The organism is Mesorhizobium waitakense (assembly GCF_056431085.1).
The window spans coordinates 129,288-154,769 of the sequence record NZ_JBWKME010000050.1; the positions used below are offsets into that span (position 1 = coordinate 129,288).

The following is a 25,482-nucleotide window of genomic DNA, read 5'->3' on the forward strand; positions in this document are numbered from 1 at the left end:
TCGCAAAACCCTTGGGTTAATTCGCCGCCGCGGTCTGCGCGGCGCCGATGGATGCAGTGACATTGGTGACGAGCGACTTGACCGATTGGGCCGTCGCGTCGAAGACGGGCGCCGGATAGACGCCGAAGAATATGACCAGCACAACCAGCGGGTAGATGATCACCTTCTCGCGCGGCGACAGATCGAGCAGGCCCTTCAGGCTGTCCTTGGTCAGCGCGCCGAAAATCACCCGGCGATAGAGCCACAGCGCATAGGCTGCCGACAGGATGACGCCGGTGGCTGCGAAGAACGCCACCCAGGTGTTGACCCGGAACACGCCGAGCATGGTCAGGAACTCGCCGACGAAGCCGCTGGTGCCGGGCAGGCCGACATTGGCCATGGTGAAGACCATGAACACGGTGGCGTATTTCGGCATGTTGTTGACCAGCCCGCCATAGGCGTCGATCTCGCGCGTGTGCATGCGGTCGTAGATAACGCCGACGCACAGGAACAGCGCGCCCGAGACAAGGCCGTGGCTGAGCATCTGGAAGATCGCGCCCTGCACGCCTTCCTGGTTCATGGCAAAGATGCCCATGGTCACGAAGCCCATATGGGCGACCGAGGAATAGGCGATCAGCTTTTTCATGTCCTCCTGCATCAGCGCCACCAGCGAGGTGTAGATGATGGCGACAACCGACAGTGTGAACACCAGTGGCGCGAACATTTCTGACGCCAGCGGGAACATCGGCAGCGAGAAGCGCAGGAAGCCGTACCCGCCCATCTTGAGCAGGATTGCGGCCAGGATCACCGAGCCCGCCGTCGGCGCTTCGACATGCGCGTCAGGCAGCCAGGTGTGCACCGGCCACATCGGCATCTTCACCGCGAAGGAGGCGAAGAAGGCGAGCCACAACCAGGTCTGCATGTTGGCCGGGAAATTGTGCGTCAAAAGCGTCGGGATGTCGGTCGTGCCGGACTGATAGAACATCGCCATGATGGCGAGCAGCATCAGCACCGAGCCGGCCAGCGTGTAGAGGAAGAACTTGAACGAGGCATAGACGCGCCGCTTGCCGCCCCAGACGCCGATGATGATGAACATCGGGATCAGGCCGGCCTCGAAGAAGACGTAGAACAGCACGATGTCCAGCGCGCAGAACACGCCGATCATCAGCGTTTCGAGCAGCAGGAAAGCGATCATGTAGGCCTTGACGCGCTTCTCGATCGCTTCCCACGAGGCCAGGATGCAGAGCGGCATCAGGAACGTCGTCAGGATGACGAACAGCATTGAAATGCCGTCGACGCCCATATGGTAGGAGATGCCGGAGTCGAGCCAGGCAACCTTCTCGACGAACTGGAAACCCGCTTGCGAATTGTCAAAGCCGGTCCAGATGAACAGCGAGATGATGAACGTGAACGTCGTCGTCAACAGCGCGATGGCGCGGATGTTGCGGCGCGCGTTTTCACTGTCATCATTGATGAACAGGATGAGCAGCACACCAACCAGCGGCAGGAAGGTGACCAGCGAGAGGATTGGCCAGGCGGTCATCAGAGCATCATCCAGGTGACGAGTGCGGCAACGCCGATCAGCATGGCGAAGGCATAGTGGTAGAGGTAGCCGGTCTGCAGCTTGACGACGCGGTCGGTGACATCGATGACGCGCGCCGAGATGCCGTCAGGACCAAGACCGTCTATGATGGTGCCGTCGCCGGTCTTCCACAGGAAACGACCGAGCCGCTTGGCCGGCCGCACGAACAGGAAGTCGTACAGCTCGTCGAAATACCACTTGTTGAGCAGGAAGGCGTAGAGCAAGCGGTGGTTGACGGCGACGCTTCGCGGCAATTCCGGCGAGCGGATGTAGAACTTCCAGGCCAGCGCTAAGCCGATCAGCATAGCGATGAAGGGCGAGAGCTCGACCCACAGCGGCAGTTCGTGGATTTCGTGCAGGATGTGGTTGTCCGGCAGTGTGAACAGCGATGCCTTCCAGAACTCGGCATAGCCCTCGCCGATGAAGGCGCCGTGGAAGATGATGCCGGCGAACAGCGCGCCAGCGGCCAGGATGAACAGCGGCACCAGCATCACCGGCGGCGATTCATGGACGTGGTGCATCACCTCATGGCTCGCCCGCGGCTCGCCATGGAAGGTCATGAAGATCAGCCGCCAGGAATAGAAGGAGGTGAAGCAGGCGGCGATGACCAAAAGCACAAAGGCGAGGCCGGCAACCGAATTGTGGCCGGCAAAGGCGCTTTCGATGATGGCGTCCTTGGAGAAGAAGCCGGCGGTGCCGATGACCGTCACCGGAATGCCGACACCGGTCAGCGCCAGCGTGCCGATCACCATCATCCAGTAGGTGGTCGGGATCAGCTTGCGCAGGCCGCCCATGTTGCGCATGTCCTGCTCGTCGGAGACAGCGTGAATGACCGAGCCCGAGCCGAGGAATAGCAGCGCCTTGAAGAAGGCATGTGTGAACAGGTGGAAGATCGCGGCACCGTAGGCGCCGACGCCGAGCGCCACGAACATGTAGCCGAGCTGCGAACAGGTCGAATAGGCGATGACGCGCTTGATGTCGTTCTGGACGAGGCCGACGGTCGCCGCGAAGAAGGCCGTGAAGGCGCCGATGAAGGTCACGACCGTCAGCGCCGAATGCGACAGTTCGAACAGCGGCGACAACCGCGCCAGCATGAACACGCCCGCCGTCACCATGGTGGCGGCGTGGATGAGTGCGGAGACCGGCGTCGGGCCTTCCATGGCGTCCGGCAGCCAGGTGTGCAGCGGCACCTGCGCCGACTTGCCCACGGCGCCCATGAACAGCAGCAGGCAGACGATCGTCATTGCCGACTGCTTGTCGAGCGCGTGCCCGAGGAAGGTCAGCACGGTGGCACCTTGCGGCGCGCCTTCAGCGGGAATGAACGTCGCCGCATTGGCGAAGATGGTGCCCAGATTGACCGAACCGAACAGCACGAACAGACCGAAAATGCCGAGCGCGAAGCCGAAATCGCCGACTCGGTTGACGACGAAGGCCTTGATCGCGGCGGCGTTGGCCGACGGCTTCTTGTACCAGAAGCCGATCAGCAGGTAGGACGCGAGACCCACCCCTTCCCAGCCGAAGAACATCTGCACCAGATTGTCGGCGGTCACCAGCATCAGCATGGCGAAGGTGAACAGCGACAGATAGGCGAAGAAGCGCGGCCGGTTCGGATCGTGGTGCATGTAGCCGATCGAATAGATGTGGACCAGCGCCGACACCGTGTTGACCACCACCAGCATCACCACCGTAAGCGTGTCGATCCGGAGTGCCCAGGACGCTTCCAATCCGCCCGACTGGATCCAGCGCAGCACCGGCACGGTGAACACCTCGCCATGGCCGAAGCCGACGCTGAAGAACGCAACCCACGACAGCACCGCCGCGATCACCAGGAAGCCTGAGGTGATGTATTCGGACGCCTTGGCGCCGAGCGACGTGCCGAACAGGCCGACGATCAGGAAGCCGAGCAGGGGAAGGAAGACGATGGCCTGGTACATGGTGGTTCCGTCAACCCTTCATCATGTTCACGTCTTCGACCGCGATCGAGCCGCGGTTGCGGAAGAAGACGACGAGAATGGCAAGTCCGATGGCAGCCTCGGCCGCCGCGACCGTCAGCACGAACAGAGCGAACACCTGGCCGACCAGATCGCCGAGTGCCGCCGAGAAAGCGACGAAGTTGATGTTGACCGCGAGCAGGATCAGCTCGATCGACATCAGGATGACGATGACGTTCCGGCGGTTCAAAAAGATGCCGAACACGCCGAGCGTGAACAGGATCGCCGATACGGTCAGATAATGTGCGATGCCGACGACCATCTCAGACTCCTTCGCCCGACTTGACCTTGCGGATTTCCATGCCGGTCGCCGCGGTGCGGCCGACCTGGGCTGCGATCGACTGCCGCTTGACCCCTTCCTTGTGGCGCAGCGTCAAGACGATGGCGCCGATCATGGCGACCAAGAGCACGAGGCCGGCGATCTGGAAGTAGTAGAGGTAGTCCGTATAGAGGATGTCGCCGAGTGCTGCCGTATTCGAGCGCGTGGCGAGGTCCGGAATTGGCTTGGAGATCGTCGAGGCGAGCTGCGGTGCGAATGTGTAACCGCCCAGCACGACGATCAGCTCCGCCGCCAGGATCAGCCCGACCAGCGCGCCGATCGGCGCATACTGCAGCGCGCCTTCCTTCATCTCTGCGAAATCGACGTCGAGCATCATGACGACGAACAGGAACAGCACCATGACCGCGCCGACATAGACGACGAGCAGGATCATCGCCAGGAACTCGGCGCCGGTCAGCATGAACAGGCCGGCCGCGTTGAAGAAGGTCAAGATCAGGAACAGCACCGAATGCACGGGGTTGCGCGACGAAATGACCATGAACGCCGACGCCACCGCGACAAAGGCGAAGAGGTAGAAAAAGGCCGCCTCTAGTCCACTCAGCATGGGGTTCCCCCGGGTTCCTGTTCGAGCATGACGCTCGCGTCAGGTTCGATTTTTTGCCACCGCCTCCGGTAAGCAAGTTTCGTGTTCCTTAGACGAGGCCCCTCGCCCCGTCCATGCGTCAAATATCAGCGATACGGCGAGTCCAGCGAGATGTTGCGCGCCAGTTCGCGCTCCCACCGGTCGCCATTCGCCAAAAGCTTGTCCTTGTCGTAGTAGAGCTCTTCGCGCGTCTCCGTCGCGAATTCGAAATTCGGCCCCTCGACGATGGCGTCGACCGGGCAGGCTTCCTGGCAGAAGCCGCAATAGATGCATTTCACCATGTCGATGTCGTAACGCACCGTGCGCCGCGTGCCGTCATTGCGGCGCGGGCCGGCCTCGATGGTGATCGCCTGCGCCGGGCAGATCGCCTCGCACAGCTTGCACGCAATGCAGCGTTCCTCACCATTGGGGTAGCGGCGCAACGCATGCTCGCCACGGAAGCGCGGGCTGGTCGGCCCCTTCTCGTGCGGATAGTTGATCGTCTCCTTTGGCGCGAAGAACTGGCGCATCGACAGGAAGAAGGCGCTGACGAAATCCTGCAGCAGCAGCGATTTTGCGGCTTGGGACAGAGCGGACATCACGCAAACCCCGTGATCTTGAGGAAGGCGGCGGTGGCGACCACCATGAACAGCGAGATCGGCAGGAACACCTTCCAGCCGAGCCGCATCAGCTGGTCGTAACGGTAGCGCGGCACGAAAGCCTTCACCATGGAGATACCGAAGAACACGAAGCAGACTTTCAGCACGAACCAGATGACGCCCGGCACCCAGGTGAACGGCGCGAAGTCGAAGGGCGGCAGCCAGCCGCCGAGGAACAGGATGGTGGCCAGCGCGCACATCAGCACGATGGCGACATACTCACCGAGGAAGAACAGCAGGAACGGCGTCGACGAGTATTCGACCATGTGACCGGCGACCAGTTCCGATTCGGCTTCCACCAGGTCGAAAGGCGGCCGGTTCGTCTCGGCCAGCGCCGAGATGAAGAAGATGACGAACATCGGGAACAGCGACAGCCAGTGCCAGTCGAGGAAGGTGTTGGGCAGGCCGAGCTTAGTGCCCAGCCCATCCTGCTGCGACAAGACGATGTCGGACAGGTTGAGCGAACCGGCGCACAAAAGCACGGTGACGATGACGAAGCCGATCGAGACTTCGTAGGAAACCATCTGTGCGGCCGAGCGAAGCGCGCCGAGGAACGGATATTTCGAGTTGGACGCCCAGCCGCCCATGATCACGCCATAGACCTCGAGCGAAGAGATGGCGAAGACATAGAGGATGCCGACATTGACGTTGGCGATCGCCCAGCCCTGGTTGACCGGAATGACCGCCCAGGCCGAGATCGCCAGCACGGCAGAAACCAGCGGCGCCAGGAGAAAAACGCCCTTGTTGGCGCCGGACGGGATGACCGGTTCCTTGAAGACGAACTTCAAAAGATCGGCGAAGGCCTGCAGCGTGCCCCACGGGCCGACCACGTTCGGGCCGCGGCGCAGCTGCACCGCCGCCCAGATCTTGCGGTCGGCGTAGAGGATGTAGGCGACGAAGATCAAAAGCACGACGATCAGCACGACTGACTTGAGAAGGATCAGCAGCGCCGGCAGCACGTAGAAGGAGAAGAAAGTGTCCATGCTTATTCCGCCGCCTGCTTGAAGCCGCTCTTGGCCAGTGCCGAGCATTCCGCCATCACGGCCGATGCCCGCGCGATCGGGTTGGTCAGGTAGAAGTCCGTGACCGGCGAGGTGAAGGTGCCCTTGTTCAACCGCCCGCCGAGCTTCGCAACTTTGGCGATGTCCTCGGCATTGCCGGCCACGACCTGATCGATACGGGCCAGATGCGGGAATTCGCCATAGAGCTTCGCACGCAGCTGCGGCAGCGAATCGAACGGCAGCTTCTTGCCCAGCACATCCGACAGCGCCCGCAGGATCGCCCAGTCCTCGCGCGCATCGCCCGGCGCGAAGCCGGCGCGGTTGGTCTGCTGCACGCGGCCTTCGGTGTTGACATAGGTGGCCGACTTTTCGGTGTAGGCTGCCGCCGGCAGGATGACATTGGCGCGGTGTGCACCCTGGTCACCATGCGTGCCGATATAGACGACGAAGGCGCCGCCGGTCTTGGCAATGTCGATTTCGTCGGCGCCGAGCAGGAACAGCAGTTCCACCTCGCCCAGCATCCCGGCGACGTTCTTGCCGCTCTCGCCCGGCACGAAGCCGAGATCGAGGCCGCCGACGCGACCGGCCGCGTTGTGCAGCACTGCAAAGCCGTTCCAGTCCGCCCTTGCGGCGTTGACGGCGGCGGCGAGCTTTGCCGCTTGGCCGAGCACGGCCGCACCATCGGCGCGCGCCAGGGCGCCCTGGCCGACGATGATCAGCGGATGCGTCGCCTTCTTCAGCGTCTGGAAGAACTTGCCATTGCCGTCGGCCAGATCCTTCAGCGAATCCGGTCCGGCGCCCAGTTGTTCATAGTCGTAGCGCGTGTCGCCGACATCGCCGATGACGCCGACCGGCAGATTGCCGATCCGCCAACGCTTGCGGATGCGCGCGTTGAGCACCGAGGCTTCATAGCGCGGATTGGCGCCGATGATCAGCACCGCGTCGGCCTGCTCGATGCCCTCGATGGTCGGGTTGAAGATATAGCTGGCCCGGCCGAGCGCCGGATCGAGTGCGGCGCCGTCCTGACGGCAGTCGGTGTTCTTCGAACCGAGCGAAGCCATCAGCAGCTTCAGCGCGTAGATTTCCTCGACCGCGGCGAGATCGCCTGCAATGGCGCCGATCTTTTCTGGTTTTGTCTTCGACACCGCATCCTTGATCGCGGCAAAGGCCTCGGCCCAGCTTGCCGGTGCCAGCTTGCCATCCTTGCGCACATAGGGGCGGTCGAGGCGCTGCGTGCGCAGACCGTCCCAGATGAAGCGGGTCTTGTCGGAGATCCACTCCTCGTTCACCTGCTCGTTGACGCGCGGCAGGATGCGCATCACTTCGCGGCCGCGGCTGTCGACGCGGATCGCCGAGCCGACGGCGTCCATCACGTCGATGGATTCGGTCTTGGTCAGTTCCCACGGCCGCGCCTGGAAGGCGAACGGCTTCGAAGTCAGCGCGCCGACCGGGCAAAGGTCGATGACATTGCCTTGCAGCTCCGAGGTCATCGCCTGTTCGAGATAGGTGGTGATCTCGGCGTCCTCGCCACGGCCGATCAGGCCGAGTTCGGAAATGCCGGCGACTTCGGTGGTGAAGCGGACGCAGCGCGTGCAATGGATGCAGCGGTTCATCACCGTCTTGACCAGCGGGCCGATATACTTGTCTTCGACCGCGCGCTTGTTCTCGTGATAGCGCGAGGAATCGACGCCAAAGGCCATCGCCTGGTCCTGCAGGTCGCATTCGCCGCCCTGGTCGCAGATCGGGCAATCCAGCGGATGGTTGATCAGCAGGAATTCCATCACGCCCTCGCGGGCCTTCTTGACCATCGGCGTGTTGGTGAAGATCTCCGGCGCCTCGCCATTCGGGCCGGGGCGCAGGTCGCGCACGCCCATGGCGCAGGAGGCCTGCGGCTTGGGCGGTCCGCCCTTCACCTCGATCAGGCACATGCGGCAATTGCCGGCGATCGACAGCCGCTCATGGAAGCAGAAACGCGGCACTTCCGCGCCAGCGTCTTCCGCCGCCTGCAGCAGCGTGTAGTGGTCGGGTACAGTGATCTCTTTCCCGTCGACCTTGAGCTTTGCCATTCGCCTCGAACCCCTGCGGATTTCCCGCAATCTCTTGTCCCGGGCACGGTCGAAACCGTACCCGGCATTTCAATCATTTCCCGACGGCGAGTGCCGTCGCCTGGGCAGTCCAATCGTCACGGACGATACGGCCGGTGAGCGACAAATAATCCTCGACCCAGGCAACCTCTTCCGGCGCCCAGGCCGCGACCTGGGCATATGTCCAGATGCCCAGGCCATTGAGAACCTGCTCCAGCTTCGGGCCGATGCCCGATATCGCCTTGAGATCCGACGGCTTCCCGGGCTTGTCCATAGCCTTTGGCTGCCGGAAATCCTCCGGCATCAACGCGGCCGGAACCGCGCCCGCGATCGGGCCTGCGTCGACGACCGGCACCGTGTCGGCTGCTTCCCTGGCAACCATGTCAGTCACATCCTGCGCGAAGGATTGCGCTTCGGCGATCAAGGTCTTGGTCGCCGCGCGGGCGGCCTTGGAAGCGCTCTTTTCCGTCTCCGGGAAACGCTCGGTGCGCGCCTCGAAATCATCGACGATCGGCTGCAGCAGCCGTTGCGAGGCTTCGGCAGCCCCCGAGAGTGCGCCCAGCCAGACGCCGAAGGCGTGGTTCGCCAGCCCGATACCGAGCGCCGACATCGCCGCGGCACCCGCGACAGGGTGCGCGAGAAGGTTGACGGCGCTCGCCATCTCCTTCGGCATCATCCTGGTCAGATCCTGATTCATCTTCTCGTATTGGTCCAAATTGGGCATCAAAGAGTAGGGTGTCGAATACGGCGCCATAGATATCTCCTGGTCGTTTCTTCGTTCGCCCGCCCCGGTTGTCTCAAATCGGGCACTTGCCCGCATTCCGCTTCGGGTTTTTCGCCCGAATTCACAATTTCTCTATTCCGCCGCCACCATCACCGGCTCGGCCCGGTGCGCATTGCGCGAAAACTCGTCGATGCGGCGTTCCACCTCGCCGCGGAAATGCCGCATCAGACCCTGGATCGGCCATGCCGCCGCGTCGCCCAGCGCGCAGATCGTGTGGCCCTCGACCTGTTTGGTGACATCGAGCAGCATGTCGATCTCGCGCTTCTGCGCTTCGCCGCGCACCAGCCGTTCCATCACCCGCCACATCCAGCCGGTGCCTTCACGGCACGGCGTGCACTGGCCGCAGCTCTCGTGCTTGTAGAAGTAGGAAAGCCGCGCGATCGCCTTCACGATATCGGTCGACTTGTCCATGACGATGACAGCCGCCGTGCCGAGGCCGGATTTGAGGTCGCGCAACGCGTCGAAATCCATCGGCGTATCGATGATCTGCTCTGCCGGCACAAGTGGCACCGAAGCGCCGCCCGGGATGACCGCCAGGAGATTGTCCCAGCCGCCACGAATGCCGCCGCAATGCGTCTCGATCAGTTCGCGGAACGGGATCGACATCGCCTCTTCGACCGTGCACGGGTTGTTGACGTGGCCGGACACGCAAAAAAGCTTGGTACCGACATTGTTGGGCCGGCCGAAGGACGAGAACCAGGCGGCACCGCGGCGCAGGATGGTCGGCGCAACGGCGATGGATTCGACATTGTTCACGGTTGTCGGGCAACCATACAAGCCGACATTGGCCGGAAATGGCGGCTTCAGCCGCGGCTGGCCCTTCTTGCCTTCGAGGCTTTCGAGCAGAGCGGTCTCCTCGCCGCAGATATAGGCGCCGGCACCATGGTGCATGTAGATGTCGAAGTCGTAGCCGGACGTGTTGTTCTTGCCGATCAGCTTGGCCTCGTAAGCCTCGTCGATGGCCCGCTGCAGCGCCTCGCGCTCGCGGATGAACTCGCCGCGAACATAGATGTAGGCGGCAATCGCGCCCATGGCGAAGCCGGCAAGCAGCGCGCCCTCGACCAGCGTGTGCGGGTCATTGCGCAGGATGTCGCGATCCTTGCAGGTGCCGGGCTCGGATTCGTCTGCATTGATGACGAGGTAGCTCGGCCGGCCGTCGCTCTGCTTGGGCATGAACGACCATTTCAGGCCGGTCGGGAAGCCGGCGCCGCCGCGCCCACGCAGGCCGGATGCCTTCATCTCGTTGACGATCCACTCGCGCCCCTTGGCGACGATGCCGGGCGTGTTGTCCCAGGCGCCGCGCGCCATCGCGCCGGCCAGCGACTTGTCGAAGAGGCCGTAGATGTTGTTGAAGATGCGGTCTTTGTCCTGAAGCATTTTTCGTCCCTCAGACCGGCTTCTTGCCGAAGACGCGGATGTATTCGGCGACGCCACCCTTGGCGAGCGCCTTGGCCTGCTTGACCCAGTCGTCGCGATCGATGCGGCCGTGGAAAGCGAGATAACCGTCCACCCACTCGCGCTCGGCCTTCTTCCAGGACGCTACCTGCGCGAAGGTGAAAATACCAAGCGAATGCAGGACGCCCTCGATCTTCGGGCCGACACCGGAGATCAACTTGAGGTCGTCGACCAGCGCAGGCCTGTCGATGCCGGCCGGACGGTTCTTGTCCTCGAGCGACGGCTTGGCCGGCTTGGCAGCCTTCGCGGCCGGCACCTTGACTTCCGGCGCCTTGAAGGCGCTCGCCGGCTCGGCCTTGGTCTTCGGACCGTGGCGCTGCTTGGAAACCTGCTCGACCTCGGAGGCTGCCTTGTTGGCATTGGCGGCCGAATGCAGCGGGGCCGAAACACTGGCCGCTTTTTCAACTGCCGGCGCGACCTTGGTCTTTGAAGGCGTCTTCAAAGCCGGGCTGGTTTCAGGGGCATCGGTCTTCGGCTTGCTGGCATTGGACGGAGCGACAGGGACGGCAGCCGGCGCGACCGTGGCGATTATCGCGCCCGGGGCCGCCTGGGCGGCCTTGGCTGCCTGCTCGGCTTCCCTGTCGCGGGTCGACTTGAGGATCGCCTTTTCGCTCTTCAGGGTCGTGAGGCCGGAGGCTGGCTCCGAGCCGATGCGTCCGTCCTGCGGCCCGGGCTTCACCGAGGCGCCCTTGCCGGCGTCATAGAGATCGATGATTTCGGCCAGCCTTTCAGGCGTCAAATCCTCGAACGTATCCTTGAAAATCATCACCATCGGCGCGTTGACGCAGGCGCCGAGGCACTCGACCTCTTCCCACGACAAGGTGCCCTTGTCGTTGGTGTGGAACTGGTCGTGATGGATTTTTGAGCGGCACACATCCATCAGCGCTTCCGAGCCGCGCAGCATGCAGGGCGTGGTGCCGCAAACCTGGATATGGGCGCGGGTGCCGACCGGGCTCAGCTGGTACTGCGTATAGAAGGTGGCGACTTCCAGCCCTCGGATACGGGGCATGCCGAGCATGTCCGAAATCGTCTCGATCGCCGCCTTCGTCACCCAGCCTTCCTGCTCCTGCGCCAGCATCAAAAGCGGAATGATCGCCGACTGTTCGCGGCCCTTGGGATATTTCTTGAGCCATTGCTTCGCCGCTGCCGCGTTCGCCCGGTTGAAGGCGAAGGACGCTGGCTGGACGCTGGCTTCTGCGAGACGGCGGACTGACATTTAGCGATCGACCTCACCAAACACGATGTCGAGGGAGCCGAGAACGGCGGTGACGTCGGCCAGCATGTGGCCGCGGCAGAGGAAATCCATGGCCTGCAGATGCGCGAAACCGGGGGCGCGCAGCTTGCAGCGGTAGGGCTTGTTGGAGCCGTCGGAGACGAGATACACGCCGAACTCGCCTTTCGGCGCTTCGACCGCCGCATAGACCTCGCCGGCCGGCACGCGGTAGCCCTCGGTGTAGAGCTTGAAGTGATGGATCAACGCTTCCATCGAGCGCTTCATCGCCTGGCGCTTCGGTGGCACCACCTTGCCATCGAGGTTCGACACCGGGCCGGTGCTCTCCTTGCCGAGCAAAAGGTCGACGCACTGGCGCATGATCTTTGCCGACTGGCGCATTTCTTCCATGCGCACGAGGTAGCGGTCGAAGCAGTCGCCGTTCTTGCCGATCGGAATGTCGAAATCCATTTCCGAATAGCATTCATAGGGCTGCGACTTGCGCAGGTCCCAGGGCGCGCCCGAACCACGTATCATCACGCCCGAGAAGCCCCAGGCCCAGGCATCGGCCAGGGAGACGACGCCGATGTCGACATTGCGCTGCTTGAAGATGCGGTTGCCGGTGAGCAACTGATCGAGGTCGTCGATCGACTTCAGGAACGGGTCGATCCACTTGCCGATGTCCTCGACCAGCTTCTGCGGCAGGTCCTGATGGACGCCGCCGGGGCGGAAATAGGCGGCATGCATGCGCGAACCGGAGGCGCGTTCATAGAACACCATCAGCTTTTCGCGCTCGACGAAGCCCCACAGCGGCGGCGTCAGCGCGCCGACGTCCATCGCCTGCGTCGTCACATTGAGGATGTGCGACATGATGCGGCCGATCTCGCAGTAGAGCACGCGGATCAGCTGGCCGCGCTTCGGCACATCGATGCCGAGCAGACGCTCGGCGGCCAGCGCGAAAGCGTGTTCCTGGTTCATCGGCGCGCAATAGTCGAGCCGGTCGAGATAAGGTATGGCCTGCAGGTAGGTCTTGGCCTCCATCAGCTTTTCAGTGCCGCGGTGCAGCAGCCCGATATGCGGATCGACGCGATCGACGACTTCGCCGTCGAGCTCGAGAACCAACCTCAAAACACCATGCGCGGCAGGGTGTTGCGGTCCAAAGTTGATGTTGAAATTGCGGACGGAGGTTTCAGCCATTCTGGCGCCTCAATTCGTCTTGGCTTTTTCATCGCCCGGCAGGACGTAATCCGTCCCTTCCCATGGCGAGAGAAAATCGAAATTGCGGAATTCCTGCTTGAGCTCGACCGGCTCGTAGATGACGCGCTTGGCTTCGTCGTCGTAACGCACCTCGACGAAGCCGGTCAGCGGGAAATCCTTGCGCAGCGGATGGCCTTCGAACCCGTAGTCGGTCAACAGGCGCCGCAGATCCGGGTGGCCGGAGAACAGCACACCGTAGAGATCGTAGGTCTCGCGCTCGAACCAGTCGGCGCCGGGATAGACGCCGGTGATCGACGGCACCATCGTTTCTTCGTCGGCCTGCACCTTGACGCGGATGCGCACGTTCTGCTTCGGCGACAACAGATGATAGACGACGTCGAAGCGCTTGGCCCGCGACGGATAGTCGGCGCCGCAGACATCGATGATCGAGATGAACTGGCAGCGCGCGTCGTCGCGCAGGAAGGTCATCACCTCGACCAGATCGCGCGGCTCGACGTGAACGGTGAGTTCGCCATAGGCCATCACCGCGTCATTCATGCGGCCGATCAGCCTCTCGCCGAGATAGGTCGACAGTTCGCTCAGGGATGCGGTCATGGATTTACCGTTCGATCGTGCCGGTGCGGCGGATCTTCTTCTGCAGGAGAAGAATGCCGTAAAGCAGCGCTTCGGCGCTCGGCGGACAGCCGGGCACATAGATGTCGACCGGCACGATGCGGTCGCAGCCGCGCACCACCGAATAGGAATAGTGGTAGTAGCCGCCGCCATTGGCGCAGGAACCCATCGAGATGACGTAGCGCGGCTCCGGCATCTGGTCGTAGACCTTGCGCAGCGCCGGGGCCATCTTGTTGGTGAGCGTGCCGGCAACGATCATGATGTCGGACTGGCGCGGAGACGCGCGAGGCGCAACACCGAACCTCTCCGAGTCATAGCGCGGCATCGAGGTGTGGATCATCTCGACCGCGCAGCAGGCGAGGCCGAAGGTCATGAACATCAGCGAACCGCTGCGCGCCCAGGTGATCAGCGCTTCCGTCGAGGTGACGAGAAAACCCTTGTCGGCGAGTTCATTGTTGATTTCGAGGAAGAAAGGATCGTCCTCCCCCACCGGCCTGCCAGTGTTGGGATCGATCAGACCCTTTGGCTTTGGCGCGACGAGCGTGCCGGAACTGTTGTTCAATCCCATTCCAGCGCTCCTTTTTTCCATTCATAGGCAAAGCCGATGGTCAGCACCGCCAAAAAGACCATCATCGACCAGAAGCCGAGCATGCCGATCTTCGAGAAGGACACCGCCCACGGGAACAGGAAGGCCACTTCCAGATCGAAGATGATGAACAGGATCGAGACCAGGTAGAAGCGAATGTCGAATTTCATGCGGGCGTCGTCGAACGAGTTGAAACCGCACTCGTAGGCGGAAAGCTTTTCGGGATCGGGATTGCGGTAGGCGACCAGGAAGGGGGCGGCCAACAGCGCCAGGCCGACGACGAGTGCAACGCCGATGAACAGGACGATGGGCAGGTATGAACCTAAAAGTGCGTTCATGCTCGGCTTTCCGTTGGCGCCAATCCACGTTGATTACAGCACCGGACCCTAATGCGGAAGCGTGACAGTTTAACCGCTGAACCGTTTTAAGGGCCTATGCTGCAACGCGGCGAGGGTTAGCGCAGCACTTCCAGCGAAGCAAGTCAAACCTTGTTCAAAACGCGGTGCTGGACGGCATATCCGAGGAAACTGGTCCGATCCGCTCCTGTTTGATTTCCTTCTCTTTTCACTCCACTTTTGTCTCCTGACATGGTTGCCGCCAAAACCCTGCTAGCATGGGCCGGAATCACCCATCAGAACTTCGGCCAACCACCCTCAGAGTGATGTCTGCATGAAGGAAAAGTTCTCGCTTGCCATGGCCCGGCGCATCGCGCTCGCCGCCCAGGGGTTTCTCGATCCCCGCCCCGCCGGTATGCCCGACCGCCGCCATTTCGCCCGCGTTCTCTCCCGCATCGGCCTGCTGCAGATCGATTCCGTCAGTGCAGTGGTGCGCGCCCACTATATGCCGCTCTATTCGCGCCTTGGCCCCTACCCCTTCGCTCTGCTCGACAACGCCGCCGTGACGCGCAAGCGCACGGTGTTTGAATACTGGGCACACGAAGCCTCCTTCCTGCCGGTCGAGACCTACCCGCTGATGCGCTGGCGCATGCAGCGGGCCGAGCGCGGCGACGAAATGTATCTCGGCCTCGCCAAATGGGGCCGCGAACATGCTGGCTACATCGAACAGATCTATCGCGAGGTCGTTGAGCGCGGGCCGATCGCCGCTTCCGCGCTCGAAGGCCAGAAAGGCTCGGGCGGCTGGTGGGGCTGGAGCCATGCCAAGCACGCCTTCGAATGGCTGTTCTGGGCCGGGCGCATCACAACGGCGCACCGTCGCGGTTTCGAGCGGTTCTACGATCTGCCGGAGCGCGTGCTGCCGCAGGCGATCCTCGACCTGCCGGTGCCCGCCGCCGAGGACGCGCACCGCGAGTTGCTGCGCATTTCTGCCCGCGCCCACGGCATCGCGACATCAGGCGACCTGCGCGACTATTTCCGCCTGTCGCCCGCCGACATGAAGGGCCGACTGGAGGAACTGGTTGAAACAGGCGAACTGCTGCCTGTGCGTGTCGAAGGCTGGGACAAGCCGGCCTATCTTCATAAAGACGCGCGTTTGCCACGAAAAATCGAGGCCCGCGCTTTGCTGGCGCCGTTCGATCCGGTCGTCTTCGAACGGTCACGCACGGAGCGGCTGTTCGATTTCCACTATCGCATCGAGATCTATACCCCGGCCGATAAACGCCAGTATGGCTACTACGTCCTGCCGTTCCTGCTCGGCGACCGGATCGTCGGCCGCGTCGACCTCAAGGCCGATCGCCCCGCCAGTGTCCTGCGCATCCATGCCGCCTATGCAGAGCCCGGCGCGCCGCCTGAAACCGCTGCAGAACTCTTCGAGGAATTGAAGCAGATGCAGGGCTGGCTCGGCCTTGAACGTATTGAAGTGACATCAGCCGGTGATTTGGGTCCGGCGCTGGCCGACCTGACCGTGTCGTAAGCCCACGTTGACACCGCCGCCCGCAAAAGCCTAAATCCGCTCCAGACGGTCTCCTCTCTTCAACGAGAGGAGCCAAGAGGGAATGCGGTGCGAAATTCCGATTTCAAATCCGCGGCTGTCCCCGCAACTGTAAGCGAAGAGCCAAGGCCGAAAGCCACTGGGGTATTCCCGGGAAGGCGGCTACCCAAGGCGATGACCCGCGAGCCAGGAGACCTGCCGTCTGCGACTATAGAATCCGATCGCCCGGCGGGTTTCCGGGCAAGGAGCCCGATTTTTGGACCACGACAGCAGTTTTTCGGCTGGCACAGCGGACAATTCGTCCGGCGAGAGCGATGCCCTTGCCGGCGTGACGGTCATCGTCTGTGCTTCCTGTCGCGATGAAACAGGTTCCGATGCTCATCCCCGCGCCGGCGAACTGCTCGCGGATGATACACGCCGCGCTGCATCTGGCGAAAACATCCGCGTCCGCAGCGTCGAATGCCTCGGCAATTGCAAGCGCCGGCTCAGTGCCGCCATCCTGCGCGACGGCTGCTGGAGCTACGTCTTCGGCGACCTGACCACAACCGGCGGCGCCGACCTCGTCACCGGCGCCAAACTCTTCGCCACCTCGACCGACGGCCTGATCCCGTGGCGCGGCCGTCCCGATAGCCTCAAGCGCGGCCTCGTGGCCCGCATCCCTCCCCTCGACCTGCTGAAGGACTGATCATGACTGCTTCCGTCTCCCGCGTCCCCTGCACCGTCGTCACCGGCTTCCTCGGCGCCGGCAAGACGACGCTGATCCGCCATCTCCTGGAAAACGCTGGCGGCAAGCGGATCGCCATCATCGTCAATGAGTTCGGCGACATCGGCATCGACGGCGAGATCCTGAAGGGCTGCGGCATCGACACGTGCCCGGAGGAAAACATCGTCGAACTGGCCAATGGCTGCATCTGCTGCACCGTTGCGGACGATTTCGTGCCGGCGCTCGACCAGATCCTGTCGCTGTCGCCGAAGGTCGACCACATCCTGATCGAGACCTCGGGCCTGGCTCTGCCCAAGCCACTGGTCCAGGCCTTTCAGTGGCCGACAGTGAGGAGCCGCGTGACGGTCGATGGTGTCATCGCCGTCGTCGACGGTCCCGCACTCGCCGAAGGCCGCGTCGCCAATGACATGGACGCACTTCAGGCACAGCGCGCCCAGGATGAGACGCTCGATCACGACGATCCGGTCGAGGAGGTGTTCGAGGACCAGATCGCCTGCGCCGACCTGATCATCCTGTCGAAGAGCGACCTGATGGACACTGCGGGCTCCGCCCGCGCCAACGCCATCATCAATGAGCACATCGCTCGCGCCGTGAAGATCGTGCCGACGTCGCAAGGCAAGGTCGATCCGTCGGTGCTGCTCGGCCTTGGCCTTGCCGTCGAGGACGACATCGAGAACCGCAAGACCCACCACGACGACGAACTCGACCACGAGCACGACGACTTTGACTCTTTCGTCATCGACATTGCCTCGATCGCCAATCCCGATGACCTGGCAAAGCGCGTCGCTACCGCCGCCGAGGAAGAGAACGTGCTGCGCGTGAAAGGCTTCGTCGAGGTCGGCGGCAAGCCGATGCGGCTCTTGCTGCAGGCCGTAGGACCGCGCGTCAATCACTACTACGACCGCGCCTGGACCGCCGGGGATGACCGCCGCTCGCGCCTCGTCGTCATCGGCCTGAAGGGGCTGAACCGCCCGGCGATCGAGCGTATACTCGCCGGCTGACGCAAACCACGGGCCGCGATGCACATCCTCACAACGACCTCCGCCTCGCTCGACGATCTCGCCGAGCCGGTCGATCTGCGGCAGACGCCGGCGGATATCGTGGCCCTGTCCTTCACCGACAGCGATCTTGCCGGACTGGCGGCGGCATGGAAGGCCGATGCCGAGCGCCTGCCCTCGATGCGGCTGGCGGCCTTGCGCGACCTGCGTCATCCGATGTCCGTCGACCTCTGGGTCGACAGCGTCGCCCGCCACGCCAAAGTTATCCTCGTGCGCATCCTCGGCGGCTACGACTGGTGGCGCTACGGCTGCGACCAGCTTGCCTCGACCGCCCGCGCGCGCGGCATAAAACTGGCTCTGCTGCCCGGCGAATGCCGCGACGAGGATCTGCGCCTGATCGAAGCCTCGACACTGCCGCGCGAGGAACTCAACGGCCTGCTCGACTATTTTCGCGAGGGCGGTCTGGCTAATATGAACGCGCTGGTGCAGAAGCTGGCGCGGCTGGCAGGGTCTGAAGCAACAATTTCGGCGCCTGTCGCGGTACCGAAGGCCGGCTACTATGAGCCGGGCCGCGGGGTCGTCCCCCTTCCTCTCGAGGGGCAAGGAAACACCGCGCCTGTCATCCCCATCCTGTTCTACCGTTCGATGCTGCTGGCCGCCGATGTCGCACCGATCGACGCCCTTTTTGAAGCGCTGCGGCAGCGCCGTATGACGCCGGTCCCCATCTTCGTCTCCAGCCTCAAGGACCCGGTATCGCAGGCGTTCGTCGAAACCGCGCTGGCCGCGTTGAAACCTGCCGCCATCGTCACCGCGACCGCCTTCGCGTCCGGCGCCGAACCCGGCGTCGAAACCCTGTTCGATCGTGCCGGCGTGCCAGTCTTCCAGGTCATCGTCGCCACCACCCGCCACGACATCTGGGAAAACAACCAGCGTGGGCTGGCGCCCGCCGACCTCGCAATGCATGTCGTGCTGCCCGAACTCGACGGCCGCATCCTGGCCGGCGCCATTTCCTTCAAGGGCGAAAGCGAGGTTGATCCAGCACTTGGTCACCGCGCCTTCGCCAACCGGCCGGAGCCGGATCGTGTGGCGCAAATCGCGGACCGCGTCGCGGCCTTCATCAAGCTGCAAGAAACGCCCCGCGCCGAGCGCAAGCTTGCCATCCTGATCCCGGATTACCCGAGTGCCCCGGGCCGCACCGGCTATGCCGTCGGCCTCGACGTGCCGTCCAGCGTGCTGGCGATGCTGCATGACCTCAAGGGACAGGGCTATGCCGTTGACGGCATTCCGCAAACGCCGCGTGAGCTGTTGGATTTGCTGGAAAGTTCAAACCACGGGCTGAAGCTTGACGACTATCTGTGCTTCTCAACCGAACTGCCGAGGGCGGCGATAGCTGCCGTAGAAGCCGCCTGGGGTAAGGCGAAAGATGAAACAGGTTTGCGCGACGCGCTAACCTCCGCAAATTTCCCCTTCCGCGCCGCCACCTTCGGCAACGTCACCGTGGCGCTTGCTCCCGACCGCGGCCGGTCAGTGGATCGGCGCGCCGATTATCACGACCCGACGCTGCCGCCGCGGCATGCGCTGATCGCCTTCGGCCTGTGGCTGCGCAAGTCGCTCGGCGCTCATGCGCTTGTCCATGTCGGCGCCCACGGCACGCTGGAATGGCTGCCCGGCAAGACGGTTGCGCTCAGCCAGGACTGCTTTCCCGAGATCGTCACCGGTCCCTTGCCCGTGATCTATCCCTTCATCGTCTCCAACCCCGGCGAAGCGGCACAGGCCAAGCGGCGCATCGCTGCCGTCACCCTTGGGCATCTGCCGCCGCCGCTGACCGGCGCCGGACTGGACGAGGATCAGCACAGGCTCGAGCGGCTGGTCGACGAGTATGCCCAGGCCGATGGGCTCGACCGCCGCCGCCGAGATCGTCTGGCAAAGCTGATCGTCGACACCGCCCAGAAGACCGGCCTCGCCTCAGAAGCCGGCGTTGCCAAAACCGACGCGCCCGACGAGGCGTTGCGCCGCATCGACGCCTGGCTTTGCGACCTCAAGGATTTCGCCATCAAGGACGGGCTGCATATCTACGGCCGCGCCTCCGAGGACGAGCCTGACACTATGCGACGTCAAAGCGCGGCTGCCGAGACGATGGCATTCCTGGCGGCACTCGATGGCCGCCACGTCAAGGCCGGCCCGGCAGGAGCGCCGGCGCGCGGACGCGCCGATGTATTGCCCACCGGCCGCAACCTGTTCACGTCGGACCCGCGCACCATGCCGACGCCGACCGCCTATGACCTCGGCAAAGCGGCAGCGGAAGAAGTGGTGCGTGGCTATATGCAGTCGCATGGCGACTGGCCGCGTTCGCTGGTCATCGACCTCTGGGGCTCAGCCTCGCTGCGCACCGGCGGCGAGGAGATCGCACAGGGCCTGGCGCTGATGGGCTGCCGGCCGCAATGGGATGCCGCGACCGGCCGCATCACCGGCATCGAGGTGCTACCGCCGGCAACCGTCGGCCGACCACGCGTCGACGTCACCTGGCGCATTTCCGGCCTGTTCCGAGACATGTTCCCAACCCAGATCGCGCTGATCGATGCCGCGGCCAACGCCGTTGCCGCCCGCGACGAGGAGGATTCGGAAAACCCGCTCGCGGCCAAGACCCGCGCGGATGGCAAGATCAGCCCGCGCATCTTCGGCACCTCGCCCGGCACTTACGGCGCCGGCGTCGAGGACTTGCTGTCGAGCGGCGACTGGGCAGCGCGCGAAGAGATCGGCCGCGCCTATCTCGACGCCACCTCGCATGCCTATGGCGGCGCCGGGGGCGAAGGCGTCTCGGCACCCGGCGCCTTCGAGGGCCGCATCGCCGAAGCCGATCTTCTCGTCCACACCGGCGACGATCCCGGCCGCGATATTCTCGAAGGCTCCGCCGACGTCGCCTTCATCGGCGGATTTTCGGCGGCCCTGGCGGCGCTTGGCAGGAATGCCGATGTCATCGTGCTCGACACCACCGATCCGCAAAAGCCGAGGCCGCGTTCGCTTGGTGCGGCGGTGGCCCGCATCGTACGGGCCCGCGCCGTCAATCCACGCTTCATATCAGGGCAGATGCGCCACGGCCCGCGCGGCGCCTCCGAATTCGCCGAAACCGTCGATCGCCTGGTCGGCTTCGCCGAAACCACCCTCGCAATATCAGGCACGCTGATCGAGGCCGTGCATGATGCCTATCTCGGCGATCCCCTGGTGCGTGCCTTCATCCTGCGCGAAAACCCTGCAGCCGCCAAAGTCATCGCCGAGCGCTTCCTGTCGGCGCGGCGGCGCGGGCTCTGGCATCCCTTGCGCAATTCCATCGACGACGATCTCGCCGCGCTGATTGCCGAGGCTGAAGCGCTTGGGGTTGCGGCATGAACGCCTTCTCGCGTCGCGGCGCCTGCCCGGCTCTGGCAGCCCCCATGCAGACCGGCGATGGCCTGCTGGTGCGGCTCAACCCCGTTGCTGGAGGCCCATCTTCTGGAGGATTGTCGCCAAAGCTTTTGATCGCACTCGCCGAATCGGCCCTGCGGCACGGCAACGGCATCATGGAAGTCACCGCGCGCGGCAGTTTGCAGATACGCGGCCTGACACCGGAAAGCGCGCCGCTGCTGGCGACGGAGGTCGATGCGCTTGATATCGCTGTGCGGACCGGCGTGCCGGTCGAGACCGGGCCGCTGGCGGGCATCGATCCGCTGGAAGTCGCCGATCCGAGGCCGCTGGCCGAACGGATCAGGGCAGCGGTCGAGGAAGCCGGGCTCGTGCAACGGCTCGGCCCGAAGGTTTCGGTCGTTGTCGACGGCGGCGGGCAGCTTCTACTGGATTCGGTAACGGCCGATGTGCGGCTTGCCGCAACGCGCAGCGATGCGGGAGTACGGTGGCTGGTGTCTGCCGCGGGCGATGGACAGAATGCGAGGCCGCTGGCCACGGTGGAAGACGATGCTGCATGCGATATTGCCATTGCCGTGCTCAGGATGACTGCCGAGAAGGGCCGCGAAGCCCATGCAAGGGATTTGACCGAGAGGCAGCTAGCTTCTCTTGCAAGTTGGCACTCCGTCCCACCCCCCTCTGTCCTGCCGGACATCTCCCCCGCAAGGGGGGAGATTGGGCCATCATCTCCGCTTTCGCTAGTCGCAGGCGTTGCAGCAATCACTCAGCGTCCAAAAGGAGAGCCGGCGGCAGAGCTGCCGATCTCCCCCCTTGCGGGGGAGATGTCCGGCAGGACAGAGGGGGGTGGGCAGGATCGCTATCCTGCGCCATCGACTCGCTCTCCCATCGGAACTTTCGACCTCGCCGCCTCTGGCGTCGCCCTCGCCATTGCCCTGCCCTATGGCAGCATGCCAGCGGACAAGATCATCGCCCTCACCCAGGGCGCCCTCGCCCTTGGCACAACCGAAATCCGCCTGGCGCCAAGCCGTACCCTGCTCTTTCTCGGTCAGCCGATAGCCGCTAACCAGCCTCTTCAGGACTCGGCCGCCACCCTCGGATTCGTCACCGACGCCGCCGATCCGCGCACACGCATCGCCGCTTGTCCCGGCACGCCGGCCTGCGCCTCCGGCCGGATCGCCACGCGCGACATTGCCGAGGCGATTGCCGCTGAAAATGCCGACATCCTCGACTTCACCTTGCACATTTCCGGCTGCGCCAAGGGCTGCGTCCATCCGGGCAAAGCAGCGCTTACGCTGGTCGGCGGCGAAAACGGAGCCGGACTTGTCGTGAACGCGACGGCAAAGGGCCTTCCTGCCGGCTACAGGCCGGGCTATGACGCCGCGCGCGGCATCAGCCGCGTCGCGGCAGCAATCCGCAGCGCACGACTTCCCGGCGAAACAGCCGCCGCTTGCCTGACAAGGCTTGGCGCGGCCGGCATCGCCGAGGCTTATCGACAGGCCCAAACTTACCAACGGAAATGAGCATGGCCGCCTACGACTACATCCACGACGGCACGGCGATCTACGAGCGCTCCTTCGCCATCATTCGCGCCGAGGCTGACCTGTCGCGCTTCTCCGAAGCAGAGGCCGATGTCGCCATCCGCATGATCCATGCCTGCGGCCAGGTCGAAGCTGCCAGCCATTTTGTCTTTTCGACGGGTTTCGTTGCCGCCGCGCGCACGGCACTTTCGGCTGGTGCGCCGATCTTCTGCGATGCGGAAATGGTTTCGCATGGCGTCACCCGCGCCAGGCTGCCGGCCGGCAACGAGGTGATCTGCACCTTGCGCGACCCGCGCACACACGAAATCGCCAGGGAGATCGGCAACACCCGCTCCGCGGCCGCCATCGACCTGTGGGGAGAGCGCATGGCCGGCTCGGTGGTCGCCATCGGCAATGCGCCGACCGCGCTCTTCTATTTGCTGGAAAAACTGCGCGACGGTGCGCCGAAGCCGGCGGCGATCATCGGCATGCCGGTCGGCTTCGTCGGCGCGGCCGAATCCAAGGATGCGTTGGCCGAGAATTCCTATGGCGTGCCCTATGCCATCGTGCGCGGCCGGCTTGGTGGCAGCGCCATGACTGCCGCGGCACTCAACGCCCTGGCGAGGCCTGGCCTGTGAACGCGCTCCCCAAAGGCCGTCTCGTCGGTGTCGGCACCGGTCCCGGCGATCCCGAACTGTTGACGCTGAAAGCCGCACGAGCCTTGGCCGAGGCCGATGTCGTGGCGTATTTCGCCAAACGCGGCAACAACAGCAACGCGCGCGCCATCGTCGAAGCCCAATTTCGCCCGGGCATGACGGAACTGCCGCTGCTCTATCCCGTCACCACCGAAATCGACAAGGATCACGACGACTACCGTTCGCAGATCGCCGGTTTCTACGAGGAGTCAGCCGAGAAGGTCGCCGAACACCTTGAAGCAGGCAGGATGGTTGCCGTGCTGTCCGAGGGCGATCCGCTGTTCTACGGCTCCTACATGCACCTGCATGTGCGGCTCGCCCATCGCTTTCCGACCGAGGTCATTCCCGGCGTCACCGCCATGTCCGGCTGCTGGTCGGCGACCGGCTTGCCGATTGTCCAGGGCGACGATGTGCTGACGGTATTGCCGGGCACAATGAGCGAGTTCGAGCTCACCCGACGGCTGGCCGACACCGACGCCGCCGTCATCATGAAGGTCGGCCGCAACCTGCCCAAGATCAGGCGGGCGCTGGAGGCAACCGGCAAGCTGGCGCGCGCCGTCTATGTCGAGCGCGGCACCATGGCCGGCAGCGTCTCGATGCGACTTGCCGACAAGCAGGACGACAAGGCGCCTTATTTTGCCATCGTGCTTGTCGCCGGCTGGTCCGGCCGGCCCGGCGTCTTGGGAGCGCAGGCATGAGCGGCCGTCTCACCGTCATCGGGCTCGGGCCCGGCAATGCCGATCAGGTGACGCCTGAGGCCAGCCACGCCGTGGCGCAGGCGGCGTTCTTCTACGGCTATAAGCCCTATCTCGACCGGCTCGAATTGCGCCCGGATCAGACTCGCGTTGCCTCCGACAACCGCGAGGAACTCGCCCGCTCCAAGGACGCCTTGACCAAAGCCGCGGAAGGCCATGACGTCGCCGTCGTTTCCGGTGGCGACCCCGGCGTCTTCGCCATGGCGGCTGCCGTCTGCGAGGCGATCGAGGCCGGCCCTGCTGAATGGCGTGCGGTCGATGTCGCCGTGGTGCCCGGCATCACCGCCATGCTCGCCGTTGCCGCCCGCATCGGTGCCCCGCTCGGCCATGATTTCTGCGCCATTTCGCTGTCCGACAATCTGAAGCCCTGGGAATTGATCGAGTTGCGCCTGCTGGCGGCGGCCGGCGCCGGCTTCGTCATCGCGCTCTACAATCCGATCAGCAAGGCGCGCCCCTGGCAGCTCGGCCGCGCCTTCGAATGCCTGACCGCGATCCTGCCCGGCACCACACCGGTGATTTTCGGCCGTGCCGCCGGCCGTCCCGACGAGCGCATCGAAGTCACTCTGCTGGCCGATGTCGACGCGCGAAGAGCTGATATGGCGACCTGCATCATCATCGGCTCGCCTGAAACCAGGATCATCAAGCGCGACGACAGGCCCGCGCTGGTCTACACGCCGCGCTCGTCCACAGGTCAGAGAAGATGATCGGCTCCGAACTGGTTGACAATGGCGGCCAGCGCTTCGACGGTTTCAGCCGAAGGGACATCCGGCAGGGCCGGCCTTTGGATCATGACCACATCGATGCCAAGTGCTCGCGCCGCGGCGATCTTGCCATAGGTTGCGTCACCGCCGCTGTTCTTGGACACCACGACATCGATGCGATGCTCTTGGAGCAGCGCGCGTTCTTCCGCCTCGCGGAACGGCCCCCGGGCCAAAAGATAGTTAGCATCGGGAACGGCCAGCTTCGGCTCGACCGCATCGACGCTGCGGATGAGATAGTGATGCTGGGGCGCTGCTTCGAAAGCGGCAACCTCTTGCCGGCCCAGCGCCAGAAAGGCACGACGAGGCGCGGGACCCAGCGCTTGCACGGCATCGCTGACGATATCGACCTGCGTCCAGCGGTCGCCTGCGACAGGCTCCCAGCCCGGCCGCCGCAAGGCGATGATCGGTACGCCGGCCACTCGCGCGGCTTGCGCCGCATTGGCCGAGATTCGCGCCGCATAGGGATGCGTGGCGTCGATAAGAAGGTCGATGCCCGTCTCCCGCAGATAGGCAGCCAGTCCATTGGCGCCGCCGAACCCTCCGGTTCGCACAGGCACGCCTTGCGCAACCGGGCTTTCGGTACGGCCAGCCAGCGACAGCGTGACCGAGGCGCGCGCCGCCAGTTTTCCGGCCAGCTGCCGGGCTTCCGTGGTTCCGCCGAGGATCAGAATGCGGTGAATCAT

General features: G+C 64.0%; 23 protein-coding genes and 1 riboswitch. Of the genes, 8 read left to right on the top strand and 15 right to left on the bottom strand.

Annotation, left to right across the window (positions count from 1 at the left end):
* Positions 1 to 16: 16 nt before the first annotated feature.
* From AC07FD_RS11905 to AC07FD_RS11970, 14 genes are all read right to left on the bottom strand, one after another.
* Positions 17 to 1,522, bottom strand: coding sequence for an NADH-quinone oxidoreductase subunit M (locus AC07FD_RS11905; RefSeq protein WP_095087237.1), 1,506 nt, complete (start codon positions 1,520 to 1,522; stop codon positions 17 to 19).
* Positions 1,522 to 3,495 carry an NADH-quinone oxidoreductase subunit L gene (gene nuoL / locus AC07FD_RS11910; RefSeq protein ID WP_478350006.1) on the bottom strand — a complete coding sequence of 658 codons (1,974 nt, stop codon included), beginning with the start codon at positions 3,493 to 3,495 and terminating at the stop codon, positions 1,522 to 1,524. Before nuoL ends, AC07FD_RS11905 begins: the two co-directional genes overlap by 1 nt.
* 10 nt (positions 3,496 to 3,505) lie before the next feature.
* On the bottom strand, positions 3,506 to 3,814 hold the full coding sequence (gene nuoK / locus AC07FD_RS11915; RefSeq protein WP_023676620.1) for an NADH-quinone oxidoreductase subunit NuoK: 309 nt from the start codon (positions 3,812 to 3,814) through the stop codon (positions 3,506 to 3,508).
* Between the two features lies 1 nt (position 3,815).
* Positions 3,816 to 4,436 (bottom strand): NADH-quinone oxidoreductase subunit J, encoded by a 621-nt coding sequence (locus AC07FD_RS11920; protein ID WP_478350007.1) that lies wholly within the window; start codon positions 4,434 to 4,436, stop codon positions 3,816 to 3,818.
* A 125-nt stretch (positions 4,437 to 4,561) separates the two neighbouring features.
* Positions 4,562 to 5,053 carry an NADH-quinone oxidoreductase subunit NuoI gene (gene nuoI / locus AC07FD_RS11925; RefSeq protein ID WP_023812382.1) on the bottom strand — a complete coding sequence of 164 codons (492 nt, stop codon included), beginning with the start codon at positions 5,051 to 5,053 and terminating at the stop codon, positions 4,562 to 4,564.
* Positions 5,053 to 6,096 carry an NADH-quinone oxidoreductase subunit NuoH gene (gene nuoH, locus AC07FD_RS11930; protein ID WP_095087231.1) on the bottom strand — a complete coding sequence of 348 codons (1,044 nt, stop codon included), beginning with the start codon at positions 6,094 to 6,096 and terminating at the stop codon, positions 5,053 to 5,055. Before nuoH ends, nuoI begins: the two co-directional genes overlap by 1 nt.
* A gap of 2 nt (positions 6,097 to 6,098) precedes the next feature.
* Positions 6,099 to 8,180, bottom strand: coding sequence for an NADH-quinone oxidoreductase subunit NuoG (gene nuoG / locus AC07FD_RS11935; protein WP_478350008.1), 2,082 nt, complete (start codon positions 8,178 to 8,180; stop codon positions 6,099 to 6,101).
* A 73-nt stretch (positions 8,181 to 8,253) separates the two neighbouring features.
* Entirely contained in the window at positions 8,254 to 8,952 is a 699-nt protein-coding gene (locus AC07FD_RS11940; RefSeq protein ID WP_478350009.1) for an NADH-ubiquinone dehydrogenase, read from the bottom strand.
* 102 nt (positions 8,953 to 9,054) lie between these two features.
* Positions 9,055 to 10,359: an NADH-quinone oxidoreductase subunit NuoF gene (gene nuoF, locus AC07FD_RS11945; protein ID WP_095087224.1), complete on the bottom strand. Its 1,305-nt coding sequence runs from the start codon at positions 10,357 to 10,359 to the stop codon at positions 9,055 to 9,057.
* A 10-nt stretch (positions 10,360 to 10,369) separates the two neighbouring features.
* Positions 10,370 to 11,653, bottom strand: coding sequence for an NADH-quinone oxidoreductase subunit E (locus AC07FD_RS11950; RefSeq protein ID WP_478350010.1), 1,284 nt, complete (start codon positions 11,651 to 11,653; stop codon positions 10,370 to 10,372).
* The gene (locus tag AC07FD_RS11955) at positions 11,654 to 12,844 is read right to left on the bottom strand and encodes an NADH-quinone oxidoreductase subunit D (protein ID WP_477289396.1); all 1,191 of its coding nucleotides are present in this window, start codon (positions 12,842 to 12,844) and stop codon (positions 11,654 to 11,656) included.
* A 9-nt stretch (positions 12,845 to 12,853) separates the two neighbouring features.
* Positions 12,854 to 13,459 (bottom strand): NADH-quinone oxidoreductase subunit C, encoded by a 606-nt coding sequence (locus AC07FD_RS11960; RefSeq protein WP_478350011.1) that lies wholly within the window; start codon positions 13,457 to 13,459, stop codon positions 12,854 to 12,856.
* 4 nt (positions 13,460 to 13,463) lie between these two features.
* Positions 13,464 to 14,045, bottom strand: a complete 582-nt coding sequence (locus tag AC07FD_RS11965; RefSeq protein ID WP_478350012.1) for a NuoB/complex I 20 kDa subunit family protein — start codon at positions 14,043 to 14,045, stop codon at positions 13,464 to 13,466.
* Positions 14,036 to 14,401 (bottom strand): NADH-quinone oxidoreductase subunit A, encoded by a 366-nt coding sequence (locus AC07FD_RS11970; protein ID WP_095087214.1) that lies wholly within the window; start codon positions 14,399 to 14,401, stop codon positions 14,036 to 14,038. The genes AC07FD_RS11965 and AC07FD_RS11970 overlap by 10 nt, the downstream gene beginning before the upstream one ends.
* A gap of 331 nt (positions 14,402 to 14,732) precedes the next feature.
* On the opposite strand from AC07FD_RS11970, the gene AC07FD_RS11975 reads away from it, so the two are divergent.
* The 8 genes from AC07FD_RS11975 (at position 14,733) to AC07FD_RS12010 (ending at position 24,742) form a co-directional block, all read left to right on the top strand.
* Positions 14,733 to 15,932, top strand: coding sequence for a winged helix-turn-helix domain-containing protein (locus AC07FD_RS11975; RefSeq protein WP_478350013.1), 1,200 nt, complete (start codon positions 14,733 to 14,735; stop codon positions 15,930 to 15,932).
* Between the two features lie 29 nt (positions 15,933 to 15,961).
* Positions 15,962 to 16,167: riboswitch (cobalamin riboswitch) on the top strand.
* A 39-nt stretch (positions 16,168 to 16,206) separates the two neighbouring features.
* Complete coding sequence (locus tag AC07FD_RS11980) at positions 16,207 to 16,635, top strand: DUF1636 family protein (RefSeq protein ID WP_478350014.1); 429 nt, start codon at positions 16,207 to 16,209, stop codon at positions 16,633 to 16,635.
* Between the two features lie 2 nt (positions 16,636 to 16,637).
* Positions 16,638 to 17,675 (top strand): cobalamin biosynthesis protein CobW, encoded by a 1,038-nt coding sequence (cobW, locus tag AC07FD_RS11985; RefSeq protein WP_478350015.1) that lies wholly within the window; start codon positions 16,638 to 16,640, stop codon positions 17,673 to 17,675.
* Positions 17,676 to 17,693: 18 nt separating this feature from the next.
* Positions 17,694 to 21,059, top strand: a complete 3,366-nt coding sequence (gene cobN, locus AC07FD_RS11990; RefSeq protein ID WP_478350016.1) for a cobaltochelatase subunit CobN — start codon at positions 17,694 to 17,696, stop codon at positions 21,057 to 21,059.
* Positions 21,056 to 22,591: a precorrin-3B synthase gene (gene cobG / locus AC07FD_RS11995; protein ID WP_478350017.1), complete on the top strand. Its 1,536-nt coding sequence runs from the start codon at positions 21,056 to 21,058 to the stop codon at positions 22,589 to 22,591. Before cobN ends, cobG begins: the two co-directional genes overlap by 4 nt.
* 2 nt (positions 22,592 to 22,593) lie before the next feature.
* The gene (locus AC07FD_RS12000) at positions 22,594 to 23,226 is read left to right on the top strand and encodes a precorrin-8X methylmutase (protein ID WP_478350018.1); all 633 of its coding nucleotides are present in this window, start codon (positions 22,594 to 22,596) and stop codon (positions 23,224 to 23,226) included.
* Entirely contained in the window at positions 23,223 to 23,981 is a 759-nt protein-coding gene (locus tag AC07FD_RS12005) for a precorrin-2 C(20)-methyltransferase (RefSeq protein WP_478350019.1), read from the top strand. Before AC07FD_RS12000 ends, AC07FD_RS12005 begins: the two co-directional genes overlap by 4 nt.
* Positions 23,978 to 24,742, top strand: a complete 765-nt coding sequence (locus AC07FD_RS12010) for a precorrin-3B C(17)-methyltransferase (protein ID WP_478350020.1) — start codon at positions 23,978 to 23,980, stop codon at positions 24,740 to 24,742. The genes AC07FD_RS12005 and AC07FD_RS12010 overlap by 4 nt, the downstream gene beginning before the upstream one ends.
* Here AC07FD_RS12010 and AC07FD_RS12015 read toward each other — a convergent pair.
* A complete protein-coding gene (locus AC07FD_RS12015) occupies positions 24,730 to 25,482 on the bottom strand; it encodes a cobalt-precorrin-6A reductase (RefSeq protein ID WP_478350021.1) in 753 nt (250 codons plus the stop codon). The genes AC07FD_RS12010 and AC07FD_RS12015 overlap by 13 nt on opposite strands.

Coding starts and splice junctions, on each gene's coding strand:
- AC07FD_RS11905 (WP_095087237.1), bottom strand. CDS start 1,522: ATGACCGCCTGGCCAATCCTCTCGCTGGTCACCTTCCTGCCGCTGGTT.
- nuoL (WP_478350006.1), bottom strand. CDS start 3,495: ATGTACCAGGCCATCGTCTTCCTTCCCCTGCTCGGCTTCCTGATCGTC.
- nuoK (WP_023676620.1), bottom strand. CDS start 3,814: ATGGTCGTCGGCATCGCACATTATCTGACCGTATCGGCGATCCTGTTC.
- AC07FD_RS11920 (WP_478350007.1), bottom strand. CDS start 4,436: ATGCTGAGTGGACTAGAGGCGGCCTTTTTCTACCTCTTCGCCTTTGTC.
- nuoI (WP_023812382.1), bottom strand. CDS start 5,053: ATGTCCGCTCTGTCCCAAGCCGCAAAATCGCTGCTGCTGCAGGATTTC.
- nuoH (WP_095087231.1), bottom strand. CDS start 6,096: ATGGACACTTTCTTCTCCTTCTACGTGCTGCCGGCGCTGCTGATCCTT.
- nuoG (WP_478350008.1), bottom strand. CDS start 8,180: ATGGCAAAGCTCAAGGTCGACGGGAAAGAGATCACTGTACCCGACCAC.
- AC07FD_RS11940 (WP_478350009.1), bottom strand. CDS start 8,952: ATGGCGCCGTATTCGACACCCTACTCTTTGATGCCCAATTTGGACCAA.
- nuoF (WP_095087224.1), bottom strand. CDS start 10,359: ATGCTTCAGGACAAAGACCGCATCTTCAACAACATCTACGGCCTCTTC.
- AC07FD_RS11950 (WP_478350010.1), bottom strand. CDS start 11,653: ATGTCAGTCCGCCGTCTCGCAGAAGCCAGCGTCCAGCCAGCGTCCTTC.
- AC07FD_RS11955 (WP_477289396.1), bottom strand. CDS start 12,844: ATGGCTGAAACCTCCGTCCGCAATTTCAACATCAACTTTGGACCGCAA.
- AC07FD_RS11960 (WP_478350011.1), bottom strand. CDS start 13,459: ATGACCGCATCCCTGAGCGAACTGTCGACCTATCTCGGCGAGAGGCTG.
- AC07FD_RS11965 (WP_478350012.1), bottom strand. CDS start 14,045: ATGGGATTGAACAACAGTTCCGGCACGCTCGTCGCGCCAAAGCCAAAG.
- AC07FD_RS11970 (WP_095087214.1), bottom strand. CDS start 14,401: ATGAACGCACTTTTAGGTTCATACCTGCCCATCGTCCTGTTCATCGGC.
- AC07FD_RS11975 (WP_478350013.1), top strand. CDS start 14,733: ATGAAGGAAAAGTTCTCGCTTGCCATGGCCCGGCGCATCGCGCTCGCC.
- cobW (WP_478350015.1), top strand. CDS start 16,638: ATGACTGCTTCCGTCTCCCGCGTCCCCTGCACCGTCGTCACCGGCTTC.
- cobN (WP_478350016.1), top strand. CDS start 17,694: ATGCACATCCTCACAACGACCTCCGCCTCGCTCGACGATCTCGCCGAG.
- cobG (WP_478350017.1), top strand. CDS start 21,056: ATGAACGCCTTCTCGCGTCGCGGCGCCTGCCCGGCTCTGGCAGCCCCC.
- AC07FD_RS12000 (WP_478350018.1), top strand. CDS start 22,594: ATGGCCGCCTACGACTACATCCACGACGGCACGGCGATCTACGAGCGC.
- AC07FD_RS12010 (WP_478350020.1), top strand. CDS start 23,978: ATGAGCGGCCGTCTCACCGTCATCGGGCTCGGGCCCGGCAATGCCGAT.
- AC07FD_RS12015 (WP_478350021.1), bottom strand. CDS start 25,482: ATGATTCACCGCATTCTGATCCTCGGCGGAACCACGGAAGCCCGGCAG.